Origin of the sequence: Acidovorax sp. CCYZU-2555 (assembly GCF_018413525.1) — a bacterium.
Classification (GTDB): domain Bacteria; phylum Pseudomonadota; class Gammaproteobacteria; order Burkholderiales; family Burkholderiaceae_C; genus Comamonas.
Genome location: NZ_JAHCDD010000093.1, coordinates 1 through 19,966 on the forward strand (window position 1 = coordinate 1; position 19,966 = coordinate 19,966).

A 19,966-nucleotide genomic window follows, 5' to 3' on the forward strand; every position below is an offset into this window, starting at 1 on the left:
CATCGACAGCGTTGTTCTGGGCGGCCCGGTGGCGGCGTTGGCGCCGGCGCAGGCAATGGCTGCGCTCGAAGGCGCGCATTGCACGCCGTTGCGCGTCAGCGTGGCTTCGCATACGCCGTGGATGCAGGGCGCGGCCGCGGATTTTGCGCGCGCTCTGGCGCCCGTGGCGCTGCGCGCGCCAACAATCACGCTGTACAGCAATGCGGCCGATCGCATCCGCGACGCGGCGTCGGCCGCGCAGGCACTGGCGGCGCAGATCGCCACCACCGTGCGCTGGGACGAGTGCCTGGAAAACATCATGGCGCGGCAAGTGCGCTGCGTGCTGGAGATCGGCCCGGGCCAGGCCCTGGCCCGCATGTGGAACCAGCGCTACCCCGGCATTGCGGCGCGCGCCTGCGACGACTTTCGCAGTGCCGCCGCCATTGCCGCCTGGCTCAATCGCCATGACGACAGCTGATGCTGTCTATTCCCACGCGCCAAGCTCGGCGCTGCATCGCCTGGCCATCAGCCCCCTTCACGCAGGCTCGAAAGTATCCGCATCACAGAGCTTGTTTTCTGCCGTGGCGTCTTCGCTGTGGGGCTCGAAGCTGTCGGCGCGTGCCACCTGCCACATGCGCGAATAGAACTCGCCCTGGACTTCTCCCGTGAGCAACTCGCCTGGCTTGAGGAACACATGCAGTTGCGAGAACAGTTTGATTTCCGTGGCCGACATGCGGCGCACCAGATGCTTGGCCTGCAGTTGCGACGGGTCCGTGAGGCCGGCGGCCGCGAGCATCTCGGCCAGCGCCCTGAGGGTGTTGCGGTGAAAGTTGAACACCCGCGCCGCCTTGTCGGGCACCACCAGCGCGCGCTGGCGCAACAGGTCCTGGGTGGCCACGCCGGTCGGGCACTTGTTGGTGTGGCAGCTTTGAGACTGGATGCAGCCGATGGCGAACATGAAGCCGCGCGCCGAATTGCACCAGTCGGCGCCTATGGCCAGCACGCTGGCGATGTCGAAGGCGCTGACGATCTTGCCGCTGGCGCCGAGCTTGATCTTGTCGCGCAGGTTCAGCCCGACCAGCGTGTTGTGCACGAACAGCAAGCCTTCTCGCATGGGCGCACCCATGTGGTCGGTGAATTCAACCGGCGCGGCGCCGGTGCCGCCTTCCTTGCCGTCGACGACGATGAAGTCCGGGAGAATGCCGGTCTCGAGCATGGCCTTGGCGATGGCCATGAATTCCCAGGGGTGGCCCAGGCAGAACTTGAAGCCCACGGGCTTGCCGCCGGACAAGGTGCGCAATTGGGCAATGAAGCGGACCATTTCCAGCGGCGTGGAAAACGCGCTGTGGCTAGAGGGCGAAATGCAGTCCTGGCCCATGGGAATGCCGCGGGTCTGCGCGATTTCCAGCGTCACCTTGTGCTTGGGCAGAATGCCGCCATGGCCGGGCTTGGCGCCCTGGCTCATCTTGATTTCTATCATGCGCACCTGGGGCGAGCGCGCCTGCTCGGCGAAGCGCTGCGGGTCGAAACGGCCGTCGTCGGTGCGGCAACCAAAGTAGCCGCTGCCCAGCTCCCAGATCAGGTCGCCGCCATGCTCGCGGTGGTAGGGGCTGATACTGCCTTCGCCGGTGTCGTGGGCGAAGTTGCCGCGCTTCGCGCCCTGGTTCAGGGCGCGGATGGCGTTGGCGCTGAGCGAGCCGAAGCTCATCGCCGAGATATTGAAGACCGATGCCGAGTAGGGCTGGGTGCACTGCGGTCCGCCGATGGTGACGCGAAAGCCGTCGGGGTCGCTCAGAGGCGCGGGGCGCATGGAATGGCTGATGAACTCGAACCCCGGTTGGTAGACATCGACCAGCGTGCCGAACGGCCTGTCGGCGGTTTCATTCTTGGCGCGCGAATAGACCAGCGAGCGCTGGGCGCGCGAGAACGGCAAGGCATCGCTGTCGGATTCGAGCAGGTACTGGCGGATTTCCGGGCGTATGCCTTCGACCAGATAGCGGATGTTGCCCAGGATGGGGTAGTTGCGGCGCACGGCATGGGCGCTTTGCAGCAGATCGAACAGGCCCAGCAGGCTCAGCGCGCTGGTGATCAGCGTGAAGGGCCAGACGCCGCTGTGAGAGAGAAACGGCAGACTGGCGAGGCTGAACGCCACGCAGCCTGCAAAAAAGGCGTAGCGGCTCAGAAGGGATAGGCTCACGGCGTTTCCTTGGGTTTGTTGCATGGCAGGGGTACAGCATGCCCTAGGACGGCGCGCAGCGGTTGTCATGCTGGCGTTGCTGCTACTGATCACTGTGATTGAGTGGCTCTGCCCGCTGGCCGAGTTCCACAGCCCGCACGCCTTTGTGCCTGATGGCCGGGCAATAACGGCCCCGCCGAAATTTTCCATTTTTACGGTCTCCCGGGAAAACACCTAACAAGTTGGCATTGCAACTGGTTGGTATGCCAACCATAATTTGACGCATATCAACACGACTTGCGGCAGATTTGTCACGCAAGCGAACCAGGAGACTCCCGATGAACCCCTTCCGTCGCACCCTTGCCTGCGCGCTGATCGCCGCATCCGGCCTGGCCCTGGCTTCCACGCCGGTCCTGGCGCAAAGCACCGCCGTCAAGGTCGGGGTGATAGGGCCGTTCTCGGGGCCGTTCGCGCATTACGGCGCGCTGTTCAAGGCGGGCGTCGAGGCCTATGTGGCAAGCCAGGGCGGCAAGCTCGCGGGCAAGGACATAGAGTTCATCTACCGCGACACCGGCGGCCCCAATCCCGGCCAGACCCGCACGCTGGTGCAGGAGTTGATCGTCAAGGACAAGGTGGATTACCTGGGCGGCTTTGTCTTCACGCCCAACGCGCTGGCCGTGGCGCCGCTGATCCAGCAGTCGCGCACGCCCACCGTGGTCTTCAATGCCGCGACTTCGGCGATCACCGAGAAGTCCGACTACTTTCTGCGCACCAGCTATACGCTGTGGCAGGTCACCGTGCCGCTGGCGCAGTGGGCCGCCAAGCAGAACATGAAGAAAGTGGTCACGGCGGTGACCGATTACGGCCCGGGCATTGACGCCGAAGCCGCGTTCAAGAGCGAGTTCGCGAAGCAGGGCGGCACCGTCGTCGAGAGCATTCGCATGCCGATTGCCACCACCGACTTCGGCCCGTTCGTGCAGCGCATCAAGGCCAGCGGCGCGCAGGCGGTCTACACCTTCCTGCCCGGCGGCCCGCCCAACCTGGGCTTCGTCAAGGCCTACAACGAGAACGGCCTGGCCAAGGCCGGCGTGCAGTTTCTGGGCACGGCCGAGACCGACGAGTTCGATCTGCAGAAATTCGGCGATGCGGCGCTGGGCCTCACCACTGCCTTCCACTATGCGGGCGCGCATGACTCGCCCGAGAACCGCAAGTTCGTCGAGGCGCTGAAAAAGCGCGACCCGGCGGCCGTGGCCAACTATGCCTCGGTGGGGGCCTGGGACGGCATGTATGTGATCCACAAGATGATAGAAGCCACCGACGGCAGGAAAGACGGCGCCAAGGCGCTGGCCGCGGCGCGCACGCTGCAGTGGGAAAGCCCGCGCGGCCCGGTGCGCATGGATGCCAAGACGCGCCACATCACGCAGAACGTCTACCTGCGCAAGGTGGAGCGCGTGGGCGGCCAGTTGGTCAACACCGAAGTGCAGAGCTTCGGCCCGCAGACCGACTTCGGCCTGGGCAAGTAAGCCGCCAGCGTCGCTCGCCATGACCACGCTTTTCAATATCCTGATCGACGGCCTGGCCTACGGCATGGTGCTGTTCGTCATCGCCGTGGGCCTGTCGGTCACGCTGGGCCTGATGCGCTTCGTCAACCTGAGCCATGGCGCGTTCGCCATGGTCGGCGGCTACTGCGCGGCCTGGCTGACCCGCGAAGCGCAGTGGAGCTTCTGGCTGGCCGTGCCGATGGCGATCGCCGCCACGGCGCTGCTGGGCGCGGTGCTCGAGGCGCTGGTATTGCGCCACCTCTATCGCCGCAAGGAGCTGGACCAGGTGCTGTTCACCATCGGCCTGAGCTTTGTGTTGATTGCCACGACCAATGCCATCGCCGGCCCGCAGGTACAGCTGATCACGCTGCCGCCGCTGCTCGCGGGCTCGGTGGATCTGGGCTTTCGCACGCTGCCCGCGCAGCGCCTGCTGGTCATAGGCGCGGGCCTGGCCGTGGCCGCCGCGGCGGCCTGGACCGTCACGCGCACGCGTTTTGGTGTCTGGCTGCGCGCCGCCGTGGACCACAGCGGCACGGCCTCGGCGCTGGGCATTCCGATTCGCACCGTGCAGTGCGCGAGCTTTGCCGCGGGCGCGGCGCTGGCCGGCTTCGGCGGCATTCTGGGCGCCGAGCTGATGCCGCTGGAGCCGTACTACGCGCTCAAGTACCTGGTGCTGGTGCTGGTCGTGGTGGCAGTCGGCGGCATGGGCTCCATCGCGGGCTCGCTGCTCGCGGCCGTGCTGCTGGGCACGATTGAAACCGCGAGCCGCTACCTGGCGTCGGGCTGGGGCAGCCTGTTCTTCTTTGTCGCCATGGCCGCGCTGCTGGCCTGGCGTCCCAACGGACTTCTCAAGCGATGAACTCCTCAATAACCCATTCCGTGCCGGCCGTGGCCGCCGCGGCCGCGCCCGCGTCAGCGGCCCAGGCCCCGCGCTGTGCGCCGCCCTGGCGCGCGCCTTTGCTGCTGCTGATCGCCGGCCTTGCGGCCTGCGCGCTGTTTCCCGATCAGCTGGGGCTGATCACGCGCATCTTCATCGCCGGGCTGTTCGTGCTGTCGCTCGATCTGGTGGTCGGTGTGGCGGGCCTGGCCACGCTGGGCCATGCGGCGCTGTTCGGCCTGGGCGCGTATGCGGCCGGACTGTTCGCGCTGCATGCGCACGCCGATCCCCTGCTGGGCCTGGGCGTGGGCATCGCTGCCGGCGCGCTCACGGCGCTGGTCTCGGGCGCTTTTCTGTTGCGCTACCAGGGCTTCACGTTCCTGATGCTCACGGTGGCGGTGTCGCAGATCGTGCTGAGCCTGGTGCAAAAGGCACGCGACTGGACCGGCGGCGATGACGGCCTGTCGGGCTTCACCATGGCGCCGCTGCTGGGCCGCTTCGAGTTCGATCTCGAAGGCCGTGTCGCCGCCCTGTACGCGCTGGCGGTGCTGGTGCTGTTGTTCTACGCGGCCCAGCGCCTGGTGCAGTCGCCGTTCGGGCTGGCGCTGCGCGGCATCCACGAAAACCGCGCGCGCATGGCGGCGCTGGGCACGCCGGTGTTTCGTCGGCTGTGGGTGCTGTACACCGTGGCCGGGGCGCTTGCGGGCGCGGCCGGCGCGCTGTCGGCCCAGACCAATGCGGTGGTCGGTACCGACAGCCTGGCGTTCGGGCTGTCCGCCGAGGCGCTGGTGATGCTCATTCTGGGCGGGGCCGGGCAACTGAGCGGCGCGCTGGTCGGCGCCACGGTGTTCACGCTGCTGCACCACACGGCCGCGTCCATCAATCCCTACCACTGGCTGTTCGTCGTCGGCGGTCTGCTGATGCTGGTGGTGTTCGTGCCGCCGGCCCGGGCCTGGGCCTGGCTGCGCCGCCGCGCGGGAGCTGCGCGATGAACGCTGTGTCCACTCCCGAAACCCTGCTCGACGTGAAGGCGCTGGACAAGCGCTTCGGCGGCCTGCATGTGACGCGCAATGTGTCGTTCGCGCTGCGCGCCGGCGATCGTCTGGCACTGATAGGCCCCAACGGCGCGGGCAAGACCACGCTGGTCAATCAGATCAGCGGCGTGCTGGCCCCCAGCGCGGGCGAAATCTGGCTGCGCGGCGAGAACGTGACGCGCACCAGCCAGGCGGGCCGGGTGCGCGCGGGCCTGGCGCGCACTTTCCAGATCACCACGCTGGCGCCGCATTTTCCGGTGCAGCGCCAGATCGAGCTGGCGCTGTTCGAACGCGAAGGCCTCACCGGGCGCCTGTGGCGCAGCATCGACAGCTACCCCGCGCTGCAGGCCGAAGCCCGCGACATGCTCGCGCGTTTCGGGCTGCAGGCCCATGCGGCCACGCCCACGCAAGACCTCGCCTATGGCGAGCAGCGGTTGATCGAAATGGCGCTGGCCCTGGCCTTGCGGCCCAAGGTGCTGCTGCTCGACGAGCCCATGGCCGGCGTGCCCAAGGGCGACGGCGCGCGGCTGCTGGCCGCGCTCGATGCCTTGCCGCGCGAGCTCGCGGTGCTGATCATCGAGCACGACATGGACCTGGTGTTCCGCTTTGCCACGCGCATCGTCGTGCTGGCCGAAGGCGCGGTGCTCGCCGACGGCAGCCCCGAGGCCATACGCCGCGACCCGCTGGTGCGCGCCGCTTACCTGGGAGGCTGAAGACATGAACACCGCCACACAACCCCTGCTCGCGCTGCGCGACGTCGTCGCCGGCTACGGCCCGACCACGGTGCTCGACGGCCTGTCGTTCGAGATGCATGCCGGCGAACGGCTGGCGATGATAGGCCGCAACGGCGTGGGCAAGACCACGGCGCTGCGCGCCATCATGGGCCTGTTGCCGCTGAGGAGCGGCAGCCTGCAGTTCATGGGCCAGGAGATCGCGGGTCTGCCGCCGCACCAGCGCGCAGCGCTGGGCCTGGGCTATGTGCCGCAGACGCGCGACATCTTCCCGTCGCTGACGGTGGAAGAGAACCTGCTCGCCGGCCTCAAGCGCCGCCCGCGCAGTGCGCTCGACGAAGCCTATGCGCTGTTTCCGCGCCTGGCCGAGCGCCGGCGCAATGGCGGCAGCCAGCTGTCGGGCGGCGAGCAGCAGATGCTGTCGGTGGCGCGCGCGCTGCTGGGCCAGCCCCGGCTGCTGCTGCTCGACGAGCCGCTCGAAGGCCTGGCGCCGCTGATACGCCAGGAGCTGCTGCAGGCCTTCGCGCGCATGGCGCAGCAGACCGGCATCGCGACCATCATCGTCGAGCAGCAGGTGGACGAAGCCCTGCACTACGCGCAGCGCGCGCTGATTCTGGACCACGGCACGGTAGTGCATGCGGCGCCGGCGGCGCAACTGCTTGCAGACACCGCTACGCTAGAGCGTTGGGTGGGCATGGCTGTCCACTGACAACCTCCTGTTTCCAACCTGATTGACCATGACCAAAAAGAACGCCAGCAAGCCTTCCGCAGCCCCCGTCTCCAGCGCCCCGCACGTGGTGGATCTGGAGCACTACGTACCGGCCTACCTGACCTGGATCGCCAACAAGCTCTCGCGCGGCGCCTCGCAGCACTACCTCGAGATCTTCGACGTGGGCATAGAGACCTGGCGCTGCCTGGTGCTGCTGGCCATCGAGGGCTCGATTTCGGCGCAGCAGATTTCGCGCGTGATCGGCATGGACAAGGGCTCGATCAGCCGCTGCCTCAAGGGCATGCAGGAGCGCGGCCTGATCCGCACCGAACTCGATCCCACGGACGGGCGGCTGCGCATCGCCGTGCTCACGCCCGCGGGCCGCACGCTGCACGACCAGATCATGGGCATGGCGCTGGAGCGCGAGCGCGCCTTTCTGTCGGTGCTCGACAGCGCCGAAGCCGAGCTGCTGATGAGCATGCTGCGGCGCCTGCACGAGAACCTGCCCGCGGTCGAGACTGCGACCCAGGCCTATGCGGCACAGCATTTTCCCCAGGCCAAAGGCGCCAGCCGGCGCAAGGCCGAAGACTGATTCAACAGCGATCAGGGCGATCAAGCCCGTTACCCACCATGAGTGCATTGCAAGTCATCGTTCGCAGCCGGCGCGTGGAAGCCGAAGGCATCTGCAGCTTCGAGCTGGTCCATCCCGCGGGCCAGGCCCTGCCGGCGTTCAGCGCCGGCGCGCATGTCGACGTCCATGTCGCGCCCGGCCTGGTGCGCCAGTATTCGCTGTGCAACGACCCCGCGACGCGCGACCATTACCGCATCGCCGTGCTGCGCGAGCCGCAGTCGCGCGGCGGCTCGCAAGGCATGCACGAGCAGGTGCAGGTGGGGCAGCTGCTCACCATCAGCGCGCCGCGCAACCATTTCGAACTGGCCGCCGGGGCGGCGCGCAGCCTGCTGCTGGCCGGCGGCATAGGCATCACGCCTATCTGGGCCATGGCCCAGGCGCTGCACTCGGGCGGTGAGCGCTTTGCATTGCACTATTGCGGCCGGGCCGCGGCGCGCATGGCCTTTGTGCCGGCGCTGGCCCAGGCGCCGTTCGCCGGCCAGGTGCAAGTGCACGCCGACGACGGCGACTGCGCCCAGCGCTTCGACGCCGACGCGCTGCTGGCCGCGCCCGAAGACGGCACCCATCTCTATGTCTGCGGCCCCGCGGGCTTCATGAACCATGTGCTCGACAGCGCGCGCCGCCATGGCTGGCCCGAGGCCCAGCTGCACCGGGAGTTCTTCGCGGGCACGGCCACGACGCTGGAAACCGACGGCGCCTTCAATGTGCGCCTGGCCAGCAGCGGCCAGAGCTATGCCATTCCCAAGGACAAAAGCGTGCTCGAAGTGCTCACGGCCGCGGGCGTCGACGTGCCGTACTCGTGCGAATCGGGCATCTGCGGCAGCTGCCTCACGCGCGTGCTCGAAGGCGTACCCGACCACCGCGACAGCTTTCTCACCGACAGCGAGCGCGCCGCCAACGACCAGTTCACGCCGTGCTGCTCGCGCGCCCTGACGCCGCTGCTGGTGCTCGATCTCTGAAGCCCGCGCCGCCATTTCCCTACCCGCAATAAGACAGGAGACTTCCCATGACCGCCACCGCTTGCATTCCCATCCAGGCCCAGTCCGCCGCGCGCGCACCCGACGCCAGCCGCTTTCCGCTCGACCAGTGGTATGTCGCCGGCTTCTCGTCCGAGCTGACCGACAAACCGCTGGCGCGCACGTTCCTGGGCCAGAAGGTGGTGTTGTTTCGCACCGGCGAAGGGCAGGTGGCGGCGCTCGAAGACCGCTGCTGCCATCGCTCGCTGCCGCTGTCGTGCGGCACCGTCGAAGGAGGGGGGGTGCGCTGCGGCTACCACGGCATGCTGTACGCGCCCAGCGGCCAGTGCATAGAGATTCCTGGCCAGGAGCGCATTCCGGCCAAGGCCAAGGTGAAGGCCTACCAGGTGCAGGAGAAGAACCAGATCGTCTGGATCTGGATGCCGCGCATCGAAGGCGCCGAAGCCGGCAAGGCGCCGCCCGACTACCCGTACCACGACGACCCGCGCTACAAGTTCGGTAGCGGCAACTACCACTACAACTCGCCCTGGCAGCTGATCCACGACAATTTGCTGGACCTGAGCCACCTGGGCTATGTGCACCTGCAGACCATTGGCGGCAACGCGCGCCTGCACATGAATGCCGAAATGAAGGTCACTGCCGAAGGCGACCGCGTCAAGGTCGTGCGCCTGATGCCCGGCTCCACGCCGCCACCCACCTACAAGGCGGCCTGGCCGTTTGGCGACAAGTGCGATCGCTGGCAGGAAATCGAGTTCGACGTGAGCCATCTGCGCATCTGGACCGGCGCGCTCGAGCCCGGCACCGACGCCATCGACGACCCCGAGCGCGGCGGCTTCCACATGCGCGGATTTCACGGCATCACGCCCGAAACCGACGACACCTGCCACTACTTCTGGAGCATGTCGAGCACCAAGTACCCCGACATGCCCGACAACATCGACGCCGTGATCCAGCAGACCGCCTTCACGTTCGACGAAGACCGGCTGGTGATCGAAGCCCAGTACCGCAACATGCTGGAGTTCGGCGAGCGCGCGACCTGGACCGACATCCATGTCGACGTGGGCGGCAACCGCGCGCGCCGCATTGTCTCCAAATTGCTGGAGCAGCAGGCGCAGCAGGCGGGCTAGATTTGTCCACTGGCAGTCGGCCAGGACTACAGGCAGCCGCGCCCGCCTTCAACGGTGTTCGCCCTGCCGGAAGTCACTGGCCGGCGGTTCCTATTTACAGATGGCCCGCCAACATGGGCCACAGCGAAAGCAGCAGCAAGCCTGCCATGCCCCAATTGAAGAACTGCAGCGCCCGCGGTGACTGCAGCCAGCCGCCGATAATGGCGCCGAACAGCGTCCACACACTGATGCAGGGGTAGTTCACCACCAACATGGTGACCGCCCCCAAAAGCAAGCTGGCCCAATAGTTGCCGGGGTTGGTATAGGCGGCGATCACCCCCACCGACAGTATCCAGGCCTTGGGATTGACCCACTGGAAGGCGGCAGCTTGCAGGAAATTGAGCGGCTTGGGGCTGGCTTGGGCCAGCTGTATGCGGCCGCTGTGGGCGATTTTCCAGGCCAGCCAGAGCAGATAGACCGCGCCTACCCATTGCAGCAGCACATACAACTGCGGCACCTGTTCAAACAGTTTGCCCAGCCCCGCGCCCACCAGCAGCAGCATGACAGCGCCGCCCACCGAAATGCCCAGCATGTGCGGCACGCTGCGCTGGTAGCCGAAGTTGGCGCCTGACGCGGCCAGCATCACATTGTTCGGCCCTGGCGTGATGGAGCTGACGATGATGAACATCGCCATCGGCACTAACGCGGCCAACTCGGTATTGACGGGCATCCAATTCATAACTTGCTCCCAATGCGGTGCTTGCATTCTAGGAAGCTAAAGCAGTACAGTGTCCGTACAGTTTCACTTATCACTACACCCACTGTATGGCTAAAAACAACCGGCCAGTTGCTGCTGCGGGCCCATCCCAGACAGCCGCGGCCAGCAACGTGCTGGGCTGGCAGCCCCTGCGTGGGCCGGGATCGCCGCCCTTGGTGGAGCAGTTGGTGGCGCACTGCACGCAGCTGCTGCACAGCCACAGCCTGCGCACCGGAACGCGCTTGCCCTCGGTGCGCCAGCTGGCCGATGACGCGGGCGTGAGCCGCGATACCGTGGTGCTGGCCTATGACCGCCTGGTGGCGCAAGGCGCCTTGCAATCGCGCCCGGGCGCCGGTTTTTTTGTGACCGCGCAGCGCACGGCACAAGCGCCTTTAAAGGACAAAAAGCCGATATTGGCGGCGGACCAGGCCTTTGACACGCCCTACCTGCTGCGCAGCATGTTCCGTGCGGTGGACGGCACGCAGTTCGATGGCAGCGTGGGCATCTTGCCGCCCAGCTGGATGGACCACGAAATGCTCAACGCCGCCGTGCGCGCCGTGGGCCGCAGCGCGGGCATTCAGCTGCTGGGCTATGGCGCGCCGCAAGGCTACGCGCCGCTGCGCCAGCAGTTGGCGGGCTATTTGCTGGCCCAAGGCCTGACGGTAGACCCTGAGCAGCAACTCATGACCACGGCAGGTGTCACCCAAGGCATGGACCTGATCTTGCGCAGCCTGCTGCGTCCCGGCGATACCGTGCTGGTCGAGGACCCGGCATGGTTCATGGTGTTTGGCATGCTGCGCTCCCTGGGGCTGCAGGTGCAGGCCGTGCCACGCGGGCCCGAGGGACCGGATCTGCAGGTGCTGGAGCAGTTGGCACAGGCCCACCGCCCCAAACTGTTCATCACCAACACGGCGGTGCACAACCCCACGGGTTTCAGTCTCACGCTGGGCGTGGCGTATGACGTGCTGCGGCTGGCCGAACAATACGATTTTGCGATTTTGGAGGATGACACCTACGCCGACTTTCACCCAGGCCAGCCCGTGCGCCTGGCAACGCTGGACCGGTTGCGCCGCGTCATGCTGGTCGGAGGTTTCTCCAAGACCTTGGCCGGCAGTCTGCGCATGGGCTACATCGCGGCCCAGCCCCAGCGCATCGCCGCGCTGACCGATGCCAAACTGCTCAGCGGCCTCACCACATCGGAACTGGGCGAGCGCGTCGTGCATCGCATTCTGGCCGATGGCCTGTACCGCAAACATGTGCTGCGCCTGCGCGAGCGACTGGACGAAGCGCGACAACGTTGCCTCAAATTTGTGAGCACTCTGGGTCTGGAAGTGCACCAGGAGCCGAATGCCGGCATGTTCGTCTGGGTGGACGCAGGCCGCGATACCGAACTGCTGGCACGCAAAGCCGCCGTCGATGGCGTGCTGTTGGCACCAGGCGTGCTGTTTTCCGCCCATCAGCAGCCATCGACGATGTTGCGCTTGCCGGTGTCTATGGTGGACAGTGCCGCGGAACGCAGCGCGCTGACCCAGCTGCTGAGGTGATTCAGCACAGCCCCTGGCCAGGTGGACAAGTTCCGGTCTCACGCCCCAACGCGTCTACAGCTGTGGGGCATTGCGACGCTGGCGCCTATCCCGGGAGTTCCGGTCGGCGACGGCGGTTTGACCCGACCGGATCAGAAGAACTATCGGTAACTGGAAGAAAACTGTATAAACGATATATATAGTTTTTGGGAGGTCACCACCATGTCGGTTCGCAAGCCCAGATCGTCCACTCCCAAGGCCCCCGCTGCATCCGCACCAACCAGCGCGGCAACCGCCCCGACTCCCGCACCCGCGGTAGCGCCTGCGCCAGTTGCTAGCGACACGCAGCCCAAGAAGCCCAAGCTGGTGCGCGACAGTTTCACCATTCCCAAGGATGAATATGAAGCGATTGATGGACTGAAGCGGCGCGCTGCTCTTCAGGGCGAGGTGGTCAAGAAAAGCGAACTGCTGCGTGCAGGGATCAAGCTGTTGTCCGGCCTGGACGACAAGCAACTGCTGGTGGCCTTGCACGCTGTGCCATCTATCAAGACGGGACGTCCCGCCAAGACAGAGGAGGCTCCTATCCCTCCTGTCAAAACAACTCGGCGCTCTTCGGCCAAAGCCAAAAAATAGCTAGTCTCCACGTTGCTCGAGCGGCAAGTCCCGCAGGGCCGTGTCAACTGAGGACGATGTTCGCCGAACGGATATAGCTTCCCCAGCGCGCGTACTCGTGTTCGTAGAACTGCTGGTAGGCCGCAATCGCCATGGGCGTCATCACCATGGACATCTTGCGCATGCTCTCCATGACTTGGGGCTCACCCAATGCGCTTTCGATGGCAGCGTGCAACTTGGCGACCACGTCCGCGGGTGTCCTGGCGGGCGCCAGGAAGCCCAGCCAGGGCCCGATGTCGATAGCCACGCCAAACTCCTTGAGCGTGGGCACCTGGGGGTAGGCGGGCATGCGCTGCGGCGCGGTGATGGCCAGCATGCGCACCGTGCCCGCCGCCACATGCTGCTCCGCGACCAGCGTCGGAATGATGGCGCAGTCGATCTGCTTGCCGAGCTGGGCCTGCATCAGCGGCGCGGTGCTGTTGTAGGGCACATGCAGCAAGTCGGCGCCCGTGGCCTGCTTGAGCACTTCCATGATGATCTGCCCCGAGCTTCCCTGGCCCCAGGAGCCATAGGTCAGCGGCTCCTTGGCCTGGCGCGCCAGCTGCAGGAATTCCGCCAAGGTCTTTGCGGGGTGCGAGGCATGGACCATCACCTTGAGCGGCGTGAACCCCAAAGGCGCGACGGCCGTGAACGCCTTGATCGCGTCATATGGCATGGGCTTGAGAATGTGCGGCGCAATGGAGTGCGAATCTGCCGTGCCGTAGATCAGCGTATAGCCGTCTGCCGGGCTTCTGGCCCCCGCAAGGCTGCCAATGGTGCCTATGGCGCCCGGGCGGTTGTCGATGATGACGGGTTGGCCCAGACGCTGGGCCAGCACGGGCGCCATGGCGCGCACCAGCGCATCGCCGCCGCCGCCCGCGGTCCAGGGAACGATGATCTTGATGGGCTTCGATGGATAGGCGCCGCCCTGCGCCAGACTGCCCAGTGCCGTTGCGCCGGTCGCGGGGAGGGCCAGCAGCTGGAGTGCCTGTCGGCGCGTCAGGTGAGATTGCATCTTGTCTCCTTGTTGTTTTGTCTCAAATACCTTGTTCTTCCAGCCAGTGCGCGACCAGCGCGGCGATCTGCGCGCTGTTGTCTTCGATCATCAGCATGTGGCCGTTGCCCAGGATGCCCCGATCGGGCAGCCAGACGAAGTCGGCCCCCAGGAAAGCGGCCAGTGGGCCGTCTGTGTCCTTGGGATGGCGCGGGTCGTGGTCCCCGGTCAGCACCAGCATGGGCAAGCCGGCGAGCCGTTCGGGATGCTGCAAGTACAAGCCGCTGGCGCCGATGTTGAAGCGCTCGTTCAGGATGCGCGGGCTTTCCGGCCCTATGGAACGGGCATAGGCCTCGAACGCCTGCTGTGGAAACCTGGGGCTGTTTGCCCAGAACTTGCGAATGAACGCGCGGTCGACAAAGGCCGGGCGATCCGTGGGCGCGTAGATGGCATGGCCGCCAGGGTCTGCCGCGGGCTCGGTCGCAAGCGCGGGCACGAGATTGGCAGGCGCACCCGGTGCGAGACCGACCACGGCGACCACATACTCACGGAAATTCTCCGCCACCCACCAGGCGATGGGGCCGCCCGCCGAATGCGCGAACACGATGGCCGGGCCGATTTCCTGCAGCAGCGCGCCCAGCGAGCGCCCGACATCCACCGTCGAGAGTTCGTTGAAGGCTGCAGAGCTTGGCGAGCGGCCATGGCCGGGCCAATCCATCACATACACATCGTGGCCGCGCCGTGCAAAGAGCGGGGCCCAGCCTTCGCGCCCGTCGGGCGTGGCCAGATAGGCCGTGCCGTTGTGGAATCCGCCATGCACCATGACGATGGGCGGCTTGTGCGCACCGGGCTGGGCGGCGACGATGTCGGCGTATACCGGGTGCTCGGCGGTGCCGCTGTATAGGTAGTTTCGGGTCATCGAAGGCTGTCACTTTGTCGGTTGAAGCCTGGGCAGTATAGGATGGTATGGTTCCATATGGAACTATGTGCGGCCTGGGTATTCCCCAGGTGCGCCCGCTGTTCCTATACTTGCGGCATGCCCAATGACCTCGCCATGCAGCCTCCCATCAGTGACATCCTCGACGGGGTGAAGATCCCCTTCGCCTACAAGCTGGGCTACATGATCAACTCCTACCGCGAGCCATCATTCCGTGCCATCGAGGCCACGCACGGACTCACGCGCCCGGAGATCCTGTCGCTGATCTTTCTGTATTTCCGCGATGGCATTTCGGCGGCCGACATCTGCGACTTCTCCGGTCACCTGAAAAACAACATCAGCCGCGCCATCACCGCCCTCGAAACCAAAGGCCTGGTGCGCCGCGAGTCCGACCCGCAGGACAAACGCCGGCTCACCATTCACATCACCGCAGAGGGCCGGCGCATGCATGACACCTTCATGCCGGCGCTGGAAAAGCGGGAAAACGACATGATGTCTTGCCTATCGGCTGCGGAACGGGCGACGTTCGAAGGCTTGCTGCAGAAGCTTTGTGCGCATGGGCCGGAGTGGAATGGCAAGGAGCATTGGCGGGTGTGAGCTACTTGCGTTGAATGTCTCGCGTGGGCTTGCGGCAGGTCACAACTTGCTGTGAGAGGGCGGATGGGCGGAAATGGTGGCCTAGTTTTGCGGCAGAGTGACTTTCCGTCGCTGGGCAGCGCATTGCCTCAGTAACTCTGCCGCCTGCTGCATCACGTTGAGTGTTTGTTTCGAAAGCTTTGGCCGTTCGGACTCGGGATGGGAGTGTAGGCGGGGTGGTTTTGTTGGATGACCGTTACAGGCTGGTTGCAGCCGCTGAACTTTGGCAAGCTTGTGACCGCTACCGCCAAGAGCAGACGTTGACCCGCTATCAGGTCAAACGTCCGCTATGAGCGCAAGACCGGAAACTTGCTGGGTTGCAATTCCCCAGACGACATGAACGGCAGCTCTCGCAAGCGGCGAACAGTCGCTGACGACCCTGAGTTGACATCCGCTGCCCGGAACTCGCCGCTCTGAAGCTGCCGGTCGGAAACCCTCGCAGTAACTCGCAGGAGGCGCCGCAACGGAGAGAACACATCGGCTGGCAGCACTCATGGCGATTGAGGCTTAGCGCACGGTTTGAGGCGGTGCGGGCTCACCACATCGGGAGCCTCGCGTACAAGCCATCGGCCGGCAGCCCCAGCGGGCGCCCTATAACGCCCCTCGTCACTACGAACGCCACCGCCCTGAGCAGACGACGCTGTACCGCCTAGTGGCAGCAGCTTGCGGCCAGCATCATCCTGCATACAACGCCAGCACCGAATGGGAGCTGCCGCGGTTCATCAGGGACGGGTTCGACGCCTTCCTCGATTGCGGCATTCTGGACAGCGGCTTCCTGAGGTTGCGCTGCCGCCAGGGCGGCACCTCCAATCCCTGGCTCTGGCTACGTCCGACACCGAAGCGACGCACATGTCGCGATTTCTTACACCAGATCCCGGCCCCTTCTGCCACGCAGTCGGCCGGCGGGCGCGACAATCGACGCGGGCTATTACAGGAGCAACCCATGGATAAATCGATGATCAAAGGTATCGCGGTTGGCGGCATTGCAATGGCGATGCTGGGCGCGGGTGCTGTCACGGGTTACCAGAAGCTGTCGCAGCCCAAACTCGCCGAGGTGGTGGGCGTCAAGGAGGTCACGGAAACCGTGACGACGCCGCGCGAACAGTGTAAGACGGTGCAGGTGCGTCACCAGGCGCCTGTCAAGGACGAGAACCGCCTGCTCGGCAGTGTGGGTGGCGCGCTGCTCGGCGGCGTGCTCGGTCACCAGATCGGCGGTGGCACCGGCAAGAAAGTGGCCACCGTGGCCGGCGCCGCGGCAGGCGGCTACGCCGGCAACCAGGTGCAGAAGAACATGCAGCAAGGTGACGTTGTCACGACTGCCGAGCAGCGCTGCAAGACGGTGCAAGAGAAGTCGAAGAAGTTTGTTGGCTACGACGTGAGTTACCGCCTGAATGGCAAGGACGGAGTGGCGCGAACCTCGTTTCGCCCTGGCGCCACGCTGCCGGTCAAGGACGGCCAGGTCGACACGACACCGCCGACGTCTTGAGCCACACGCCGTCCAGGCTCGACCAGCAGCGAGCCAGGGCGCATGATGCTAATGCCCAGCGCTGCACCTGCCAGCCGGTGGCATCCAACAGCATGATCTGAAGCTATCTCCGCCTCGATTAGAGGTCGGTCGGGCGGCAGGGCTAACATATATAGCGCGGCCGACAGCATGGTGTCGACGATCAGGCCGGTGCCAGCCTCCTCCAAGAACGGCTTCACGCCACGCACCGTGAACCCGGCTCCTGGCCGCGAATGACGGCACACGCTGGCGGACCCGACTATCGCGAGATCTGAATACCTCGCTAGGGACACCAAGTGCAGCGCTCTTGGCCTGCCGCCGTCCTCTACTGCCGAGCGCGCAGATCGAATGAGTTTATCGCCCGATTTCCTCTGTTGCCGTGCACACACAGCAAAGAAACCAGCCTTGAACCGTCGCACGGCCGACTCGACTCAAGGTTAGGAAGCGACTTGGCCTTCCACTTTGGCTGGCGGCACAGCGGTCGTTCGCGAGCGGCAGCAGATGGCCGGTAGCACTAGTCTGCCTGCTGCACAGATAGCCGCCATAGGCCAAAGCCAGGTCGCAGCCGGAATGACGGCTACCTGGCTCCATAGCGACCTCACGGTCCCGGCCATTAGCAGACAGCAGCCACGTTCCTCCGCAGGACAGCTACAGACTGGTTGCAGACGTTCAACTCAACAAGTGAAATGACTGCTGCTACATAAAGCAGTCACTGGATTGCAAGGATCACAGGACGAAAGTTTTAGGAGCATTGAACAATGTTCGATCAAGCATGAACTTCTATAGATCAGTTTGGACCAGCCATTTCTACAAAACTCTGGTCGATTCACTCTTTCTTTTGCTCGCTGCGAATGGTCTACACTGCCTCTTTATTTCAAGCAGACAACATGACAATTCCTTTTGTTTCGGTTGACTACGTTCATCATGAATGGAATGTGGGAGCTCCACGTTCAACAATTTTGTCGCCACCATATGTGTTCTATCACTACACAAGAGTTGATCCGAGCACATTCCAATGCAATGAAGATGGAACGCAGACCGTACGGGCTAGCCCTCTAAGCAGTAGCCGTTCGACTCATTGGTGCTCTGTCAGGATTAACCGTTACGACCCCGAGTCTCTCAAAGATGCGATCGGCTTTGCTCCTATAGCTCCGATGTGGCGCATTGAGCTGCATCTGGGTGAGGAAGAGTTCATGCATGTTCAACAGGGAGCTCGGCAACAGGGCAGCGGTGTGATCGATTATGAAATTAGGATGGAGGTGCCACTAAAGCGCTGCATCATTGTTCCTATCTGAATCAGCGTGTGAATTGACCAGCCTTTCCTAGACAATTCCAGACCTCGGCCAACTACCTTTTTAGTTCACGAAATGACCGCCCCTAGGCTCTGAACAGTCATTCATATCGGAGAGTTGATCGGCAGCAATCGCTGCAAAGCCGACGTCAGTCTATGAAGCCTGGACGACCGCAATGGGTCGGCAGCGCCTATCCATGCACCGCGATAGCGGACATCGAGCAGCCCCTTGGAGTGCACTGATGGCCAGTGTCGACTACTCACCCGAAAGCCGTCACAGGGCTAGCTCGCGCCTTGGTGCTCGGATGACCGCTATGTGGTTGTGACCGAACGCTCGTGAGGAGGCCATGGGTGGCGGCAACCGCTGCAAAGCGGAAATAGCCTGCAGCAGGCAGCTTTAAGCCGTGGATTCAACCGTTCGATGCAACACAAGCGTCGAACATCTCTGCAGATGTTTTGGACTCCAGAGGCTTCCGAATCGTGAAAGCGAACTCCCTCAGGTAAATAGCGTGCACCCCTCTGATAGAGTTCGCAGCGCGCCACTTCGCGCTTGCTGTGAGTACTTGGCGAACGGAATCGGCAGTTCGTCGCAAGACGCACGCTAAATTAGCGGCCAACCCCGACAATCGCCAGCGTCATTCACACTCCAGGCTTCACCATGAAAGCGTTCAACACCAAATTGCGCACGCTGGCGGCATCCTTGGCTATTGCTGGAACCAGTGCCTATGCCTCAGGTTTTCAGCATGGTTTTGTCGTCGATCCGGAGGGAAAGCCGCTCGAAATCGGTATCTGGTATCCGAGTCAGATCGCAGCCCTTCCCATACAAATGGGCCCGACGACCATGAGCGTTGCGGTCAACGGACCGATCCAGGGAACGGCGCTACCGCTGGTGATGATGTCGCACGGCAGCGGTGGCTCATTCCTTGGGCATTTCGATACGGCCATCGCGCTGGCTGATGCGGGCTTTGTTGTGGCCGCCGTCACGCACACGGGCGACAACTATGCGGACCAGAGCCGCAGCGTCGACATCATGGACCGCCCCCGACAGATCAGTCGAGTGACCGACCACATGCTGACAAGCTGGAATGGTCGTACATCCATCGACCCGACGCGCATTGGCATGTTCGGCTTCTCCGCAGGCGGCTTCACCACGCTCGCGAGCATCGGTGGGGTGCCTGAATTCTCGAAGATCGCTCCCATGTGCCGCCAATACCCTGGCGATTTTGCATGCCAACTCCTGGCAAAGAGCAGCCACCCCGTCGCGCCGTCTGTAGCAGCCAATGTGGCAGATGCTCGCTTTAAGGCAGCCGTGGTGGCCGCGCCCGCGCTTGGCTTCACTTTCGCGCCGGATGGGCTCAAGAACATCAATGTACCGGTGCAACTGTGGCGCGCCGAGAACGACATGCTTGTGCCGCATCCACGCTACGCGGAAGCAGTCCGGCTCGCGTTGCCGCATGCGCCGGACTATCACGTCGTGCCTGGCGCAGGACATTTCGACTTCCTGGCTCCGTGCAGCAAAGCGCTGGCAGCGCTTGCCCCCGCCATTTGCGCCAGTGCTCCCGACTTCGATAGGGAAGCGTTCCATATGAGCTTCAATGCAGCCGTTGTTGCCTTTTTCCGCAAAACACTGACGACGCATTGAATTCGTGCGGCCGCCGTATCGGCGCTGATGCGTCGCTGACGGCAACCCAAGCCGGACGCAGCCTGTATCCGCAGAAATCAAGCCACGGCCCGATGCCTCGGCGCAGCCCCTGTGGCAGGCAATCGAGAAAAGCACAGCAGCGCGACAACCGCAATGGCCATCGCTGCAATGGCCAGGCTGCCATAGCCAAAAGACTTGACCAGCGTGCCCCCCAGCACCGGGCCTATGGCCGCGCCCGTCATCAGCATCGCCGGCGTCGCAGCCAGCGCG

19 protein-coding genes and 1 pseudogene are annotated in these 19,966 nt (G+C 64.5%); 15 read left to right on the forward strand and 5 right to left on the reverse strand.

The window, feature by feature from the left end:
- Window positions 1-457 (forward strand): ACP S-malonyltransferase (locus KHY18_RS23655; RefSeq protein ID WP_502769400.1); only part of this gene is annotated, 457 nt, incomplete at its 5' end.
- Window positions 458-514: 57 nt separating this feature from the next.
- Here the strand turns inward: KHY18_RS23655 and KHY18_RS23660 are convergent.
- Window positions 515-2,176, reverse strand: a complete 1,662-nt coding sequence (locus KHY18_RS23660; RefSeq protein ID WP_502769401.1) for an FMN-binding glutamate synthase family protein — start codon at window positions 2,174-2,176, stop codon at window positions 515-517.
- A 317-nt stretch (window positions 2,177-2,493) separates the two neighbouring features.
- Between KHY18_RS23660 and KHY18_RS23665 the strand changes: the two genes are divergently transcribed.
- From KHY18_RS23665 to KHY18_RS23700, 8 genes are read left to right on the forward strand one after another with little or no spacing between them, the layout of a single operon-like run.
- Window positions 2,494-3,678: an ABC transporter substrate-binding protein gene (locus KHY18_RS23665; protein WP_213305825.1), complete on the forward strand. Its 1,185-nt coding sequence runs from the start codon at window positions 2,494-2,496 to the stop codon at window positions 3,676-3,678.
- 19 nt (window positions 3,679-3,697) lie between these two features.
- Window positions 3,698-4,555, forward strand: coding sequence for a branched-chain amino acid ABC transporter permease (locus tag KHY18_RS23670; RefSeq protein ID WP_213305828.1), 858 nt, complete (start codon window positions 3,698-3,700; stop codon window positions 4,553-4,555).
- Complete coding sequence (locus tag KHY18_RS23675) at window positions 4,552-5,565, forward strand: branched-chain amino acid ABC transporter permease (protein WP_213305831.1); 1,014 nt, start codon at window positions 4,552-4,554, stop codon at window positions 5,563-5,565. The genes KHY18_RS23670 and KHY18_RS23675 overlap by 4 nt, the downstream gene beginning before the upstream one ends.
- Window positions 5,562-6,320 (forward strand): ABC transporter ATP-binding protein, encoded by a 759-nt coding sequence (locus KHY18_RS23680; RefSeq protein ID WP_213305834.1) that lies wholly within the window; start codon window positions 5,562-5,564, stop codon window positions 6,318-6,320. Before KHY18_RS23675 ends, KHY18_RS23680 begins: the two co-directional genes overlap by 4 nt.
- A 4-nt stretch (window positions 6,321-6,324) precedes the next feature.
- Complete coding sequence (locus KHY18_RS23685) at window positions 6,325-7,047, forward strand: ABC transporter ATP-binding protein (protein ID WP_213305837.1); 723 nt, start codon at window positions 6,325-6,327, stop codon at window positions 7,045-7,047.
- A 28-nt stretch (window positions 7,048-7,075) separates the two neighbouring features.
- Window positions 7,076-7,639, forward strand: a complete 564-nt coding sequence (locus KHY18_RS23690) for a MarR family winged helix-turn-helix transcriptional regulator (protein WP_213305840.1) — start codon at window positions 7,076-7,078, stop codon at window positions 7,637-7,639.
- Between the two features lie 38 nt (window positions 7,640-7,677).
- On the forward strand, window positions 7,678-8,637 hold the full coding sequence (locus KHY18_RS23695) for a PDR/VanB family oxidoreductase (RefSeq protein ID WP_213305843.1): 960 nt from the start codon (window positions 7,678-7,680) through the stop codon (window positions 8,635-8,637).
- A 47-nt stretch (window positions 8,638-8,684) separates the two neighbouring features.
- Window positions 8,685-9,782: a Rieske 2Fe-2S domain-containing protein gene (locus tag KHY18_RS23700; protein ID WP_213305846.1), complete on the forward strand. Its 1,098-nt coding sequence runs from the start codon at window positions 8,685-8,687 to the stop codon at window positions 9,780-9,782.
- A gap of 94 nt (window positions 9,783-9,876) precedes the next feature.
- Here the strand turns inward: KHY18_RS23700 and KHY18_RS23705 are convergent, their stop codons facing one another.
- Entirely contained in the window at window positions 9,877-10,500 is a 624-nt protein-coding gene (locus KHY18_RS23705) for a LysE family translocator (RefSeq protein WP_213305848.1), read from the reverse strand.
- 86 nt (window positions 10,501-10,586) lie between these two features.
- Here KHY18_RS23705 and KHY18_RS23710 point away from each other — a divergent pair, with 86 nt between their 5' ends.
- Both KHY18_RS23710 and KHY18_RS27370 read left to right on the forward strand, forming a co-directional pair.
- Window positions 10,587-12,062: an aminotransferase-like domain-containing protein gene (locus KHY18_RS23710; RefSeq protein ID WP_213305850.1), complete on the forward strand. Its 1,476-nt coding sequence runs from the start codon at window positions 10,587-10,589 to the stop codon at window positions 12,060-12,062.
- Window positions 12,063-12,407: 345 nt separating this feature from the next.
- Window positions 12,408-12,674: a hypothetical protein gene (locus KHY18_RS27370; protein WP_349630334.1), complete on the forward strand. Its 267-nt coding sequence runs from the start codon at window positions 12,408-12,410 to the stop codon at window positions 12,672-12,674.
- A 43-nt stretch (window positions 12,675-12,717) separates the two neighbouring features.
- Here the strand turns inward: KHY18_RS27370 and KHY18_RS23720 are convergent, their stop codons facing one another.
- Window positions 12,718-13,707 carry a Bug family tripartite tricarboxylate transporter substrate binding protein gene (locus tag KHY18_RS23720; protein ID WP_213305854.1) on the reverse strand — a complete coding sequence of 330 codons (990 nt, stop codon included), beginning with the start codon at window positions 13,705-13,707 and terminating at the stop codon, window positions 12,718-12,720.
- A gap of 22 nt (window positions 13,708-13,729) precedes the next feature.
- Entirely contained in the window at window positions 13,730-14,605 is an 876-nt protein-coding gene (locus KHY18_RS23725) for an alpha/beta fold hydrolase (RefSeq protein WP_213305856.1), read from the reverse strand.
- Window positions 14,606-14,722: 117 nt separating this feature from the next.
- Here KHY18_RS23725 and KHY18_RS23730 point away from each other — a divergent pair, with 117 nt between their 5' ends.
- The 4 genes from KHY18_RS23730 to KHY18_RS23745 all read left to right on the forward strand — a co-directional run bounded on the left by KHY18_RS23730 (window position 14,723) and on the right by KHY18_RS23745 (window position 19,696).
- Window positions 14,723-15,220, forward strand: a complete 498-nt coding sequence (locus KHY18_RS23730) for a MarR family winged helix-turn-helix transcriptional regulator (protein WP_249729345.1) — start codon at window positions 14,723-14,725, stop codon at window positions 15,218-15,220.
- Between the two features lie 982 nt (window positions 15,221-16,202).
- Entirely contained in the window at window positions 16,203-16,745 is a 543-nt protein-coding gene (locus KHY18_RS23735; protein ID WP_213305858.1) for a glycine zipper 2TM domain-containing protein, read from the forward strand.
- Window positions 16,746-17,650: 905 nt separating this feature from the next.
- A complete protein-coding gene (locus KHY18_RS23740; protein ID WP_213305861.1) occupies window positions 17,651-18,058 on the forward strand; it encodes a hypothetical protein in 408 nt (135 codons plus the stop codon).
- A 654-nt stretch (window positions 18,059-18,712) separates the two neighbouring features.
- Window positions 18,713-19,696 carry an alpha/beta hydrolase family protein gene (locus KHY18_RS23745; RefSeq protein WP_213305864.1) on the forward strand — a complete coding sequence of 328 codons (984 nt, stop codon included), beginning with the start codon at window positions 18,713-18,715 and terminating at the stop codon, window positions 19,694-19,696.
- 77 nt (window positions 19,697-19,773) lie between these two features.
- On the opposite strand, the pseudogene KHY18_RS23750 reads toward KHY18_RS23745, so the two are convergent.
- Window positions 19,774-19,966: pseudogene (locus tag KHY18_RS23750) on the reverse strand (MFS transporter); the annotation flags it as partial.

Excerpts from the sequence above, each read along its gene's own strand:
- KHY18_RS23665 (WP_213305825.1), top strand. The coding sequence starts at position 2,494 with ATGAACCCCTTCCGTCGCACCCTTGCCTGCGCGCTGATCGCCGCATCC.
- KHY18_RS23670 (WP_213305828.1), top strand. The coding sequence starts at position 3,698 with ATGACCACGCTTTTCAATATCCTGATCGACGGCCTGGCCTACGGCATG.
- KHY18_RS23675 (WP_213305831.1), top strand. The coding sequence starts at position 4,552 with ATGAACTCCTCAATAACCCATTCCGTGCCGGCCGTGGCCGCCGCGGCC.
- KHY18_RS23680 (WP_213305834.1), top strand. The coding sequence starts at position 5,562 with ATGAACGCTGTGTCCACTCCCGAAACCCTGCTCGACGTGAAGGCGCTG.
- KHY18_RS23685 (WP_213305837.1), top strand. The coding sequence starts at position 6,325 with ATGAACACCGCCACACAACCCCTGCTCGCGCTGCGCGACGTCGTCGCC.
- KHY18_RS23690 (WP_213305840.1), top strand. The coding sequence starts at position 7,076 with ATGACCAAAAAGAACGCCAGCAAGCCTTCCGCAGCCCCCGTCTCCAGC.
- KHY18_RS23695 (WP_213305843.1), top strand. The coding sequence starts at position 7,678 with ATGAGTGCATTGCAAGTCATCGTTCGCAGCCGGCGCGTGGAAGCCGAA.
- KHY18_RS23700 (WP_213305846.1), top strand. The coding sequence starts at position 8,685 with ATGACCGCCACCGCTTGCATTCCCATCCAGGCCCAGTCCGCCGCGCGC.
- KHY18_RS23705 (WP_213305848.1), bottom strand. The coding sequence starts at position 10,500 with ATGAATTGGATGCCCGTCAATACCGAGTTGGCCGCGTTAGTGCCGATG.
- KHY18_RS23710 (WP_213305850.1), top strand. The coding sequence starts at position 10,587 with ATGGCTAAAAACAACCGGCCAGTTGCTGCTGCGGGCCCATCCCAGACA.
- KHY18_RS23720 (WP_213305854.1), bottom strand. The coding sequence starts at position 13,707 with ATGCAATCTCACCTGACGCGCCGACAGGCACTCCAGCTGCTGGCCCTC.
- KHY18_RS23725 (WP_213305856.1), bottom strand. The coding sequence starts at position 14,605 with ATGACCCGAAACTACCTATACAGCGGCACCGCCGAGCACCCGGTATAC.
- KHY18_RS23730 (WP_249729345.1), top strand. The coding sequence starts at position 14,723 with ATGCCCAATGACCTCGCCATGCAGCCTCCCATCAGTGACATCCTCGAC.
- KHY18_RS23735 (WP_213305858.1), top strand. The coding sequence starts at position 16,203 with ATGGATAAATCGATGATCAAAGGTATCGCGGTTGGCGGCATTGCAATG.
- KHY18_RS23740 (WP_213305861.1), top strand. The coding sequence starts at position 17,651 with ATGACAATTCCTTTTGTTTCGGTTGACTACGTTCATCATGAATGGAAT.
- KHY18_RS23745 (WP_213305864.1), top strand. The coding sequence starts at position 18,713 with ATGAAAGCGTTCAACACCAAATTGCGCACGCTGGCGGCATCCTTGGCT.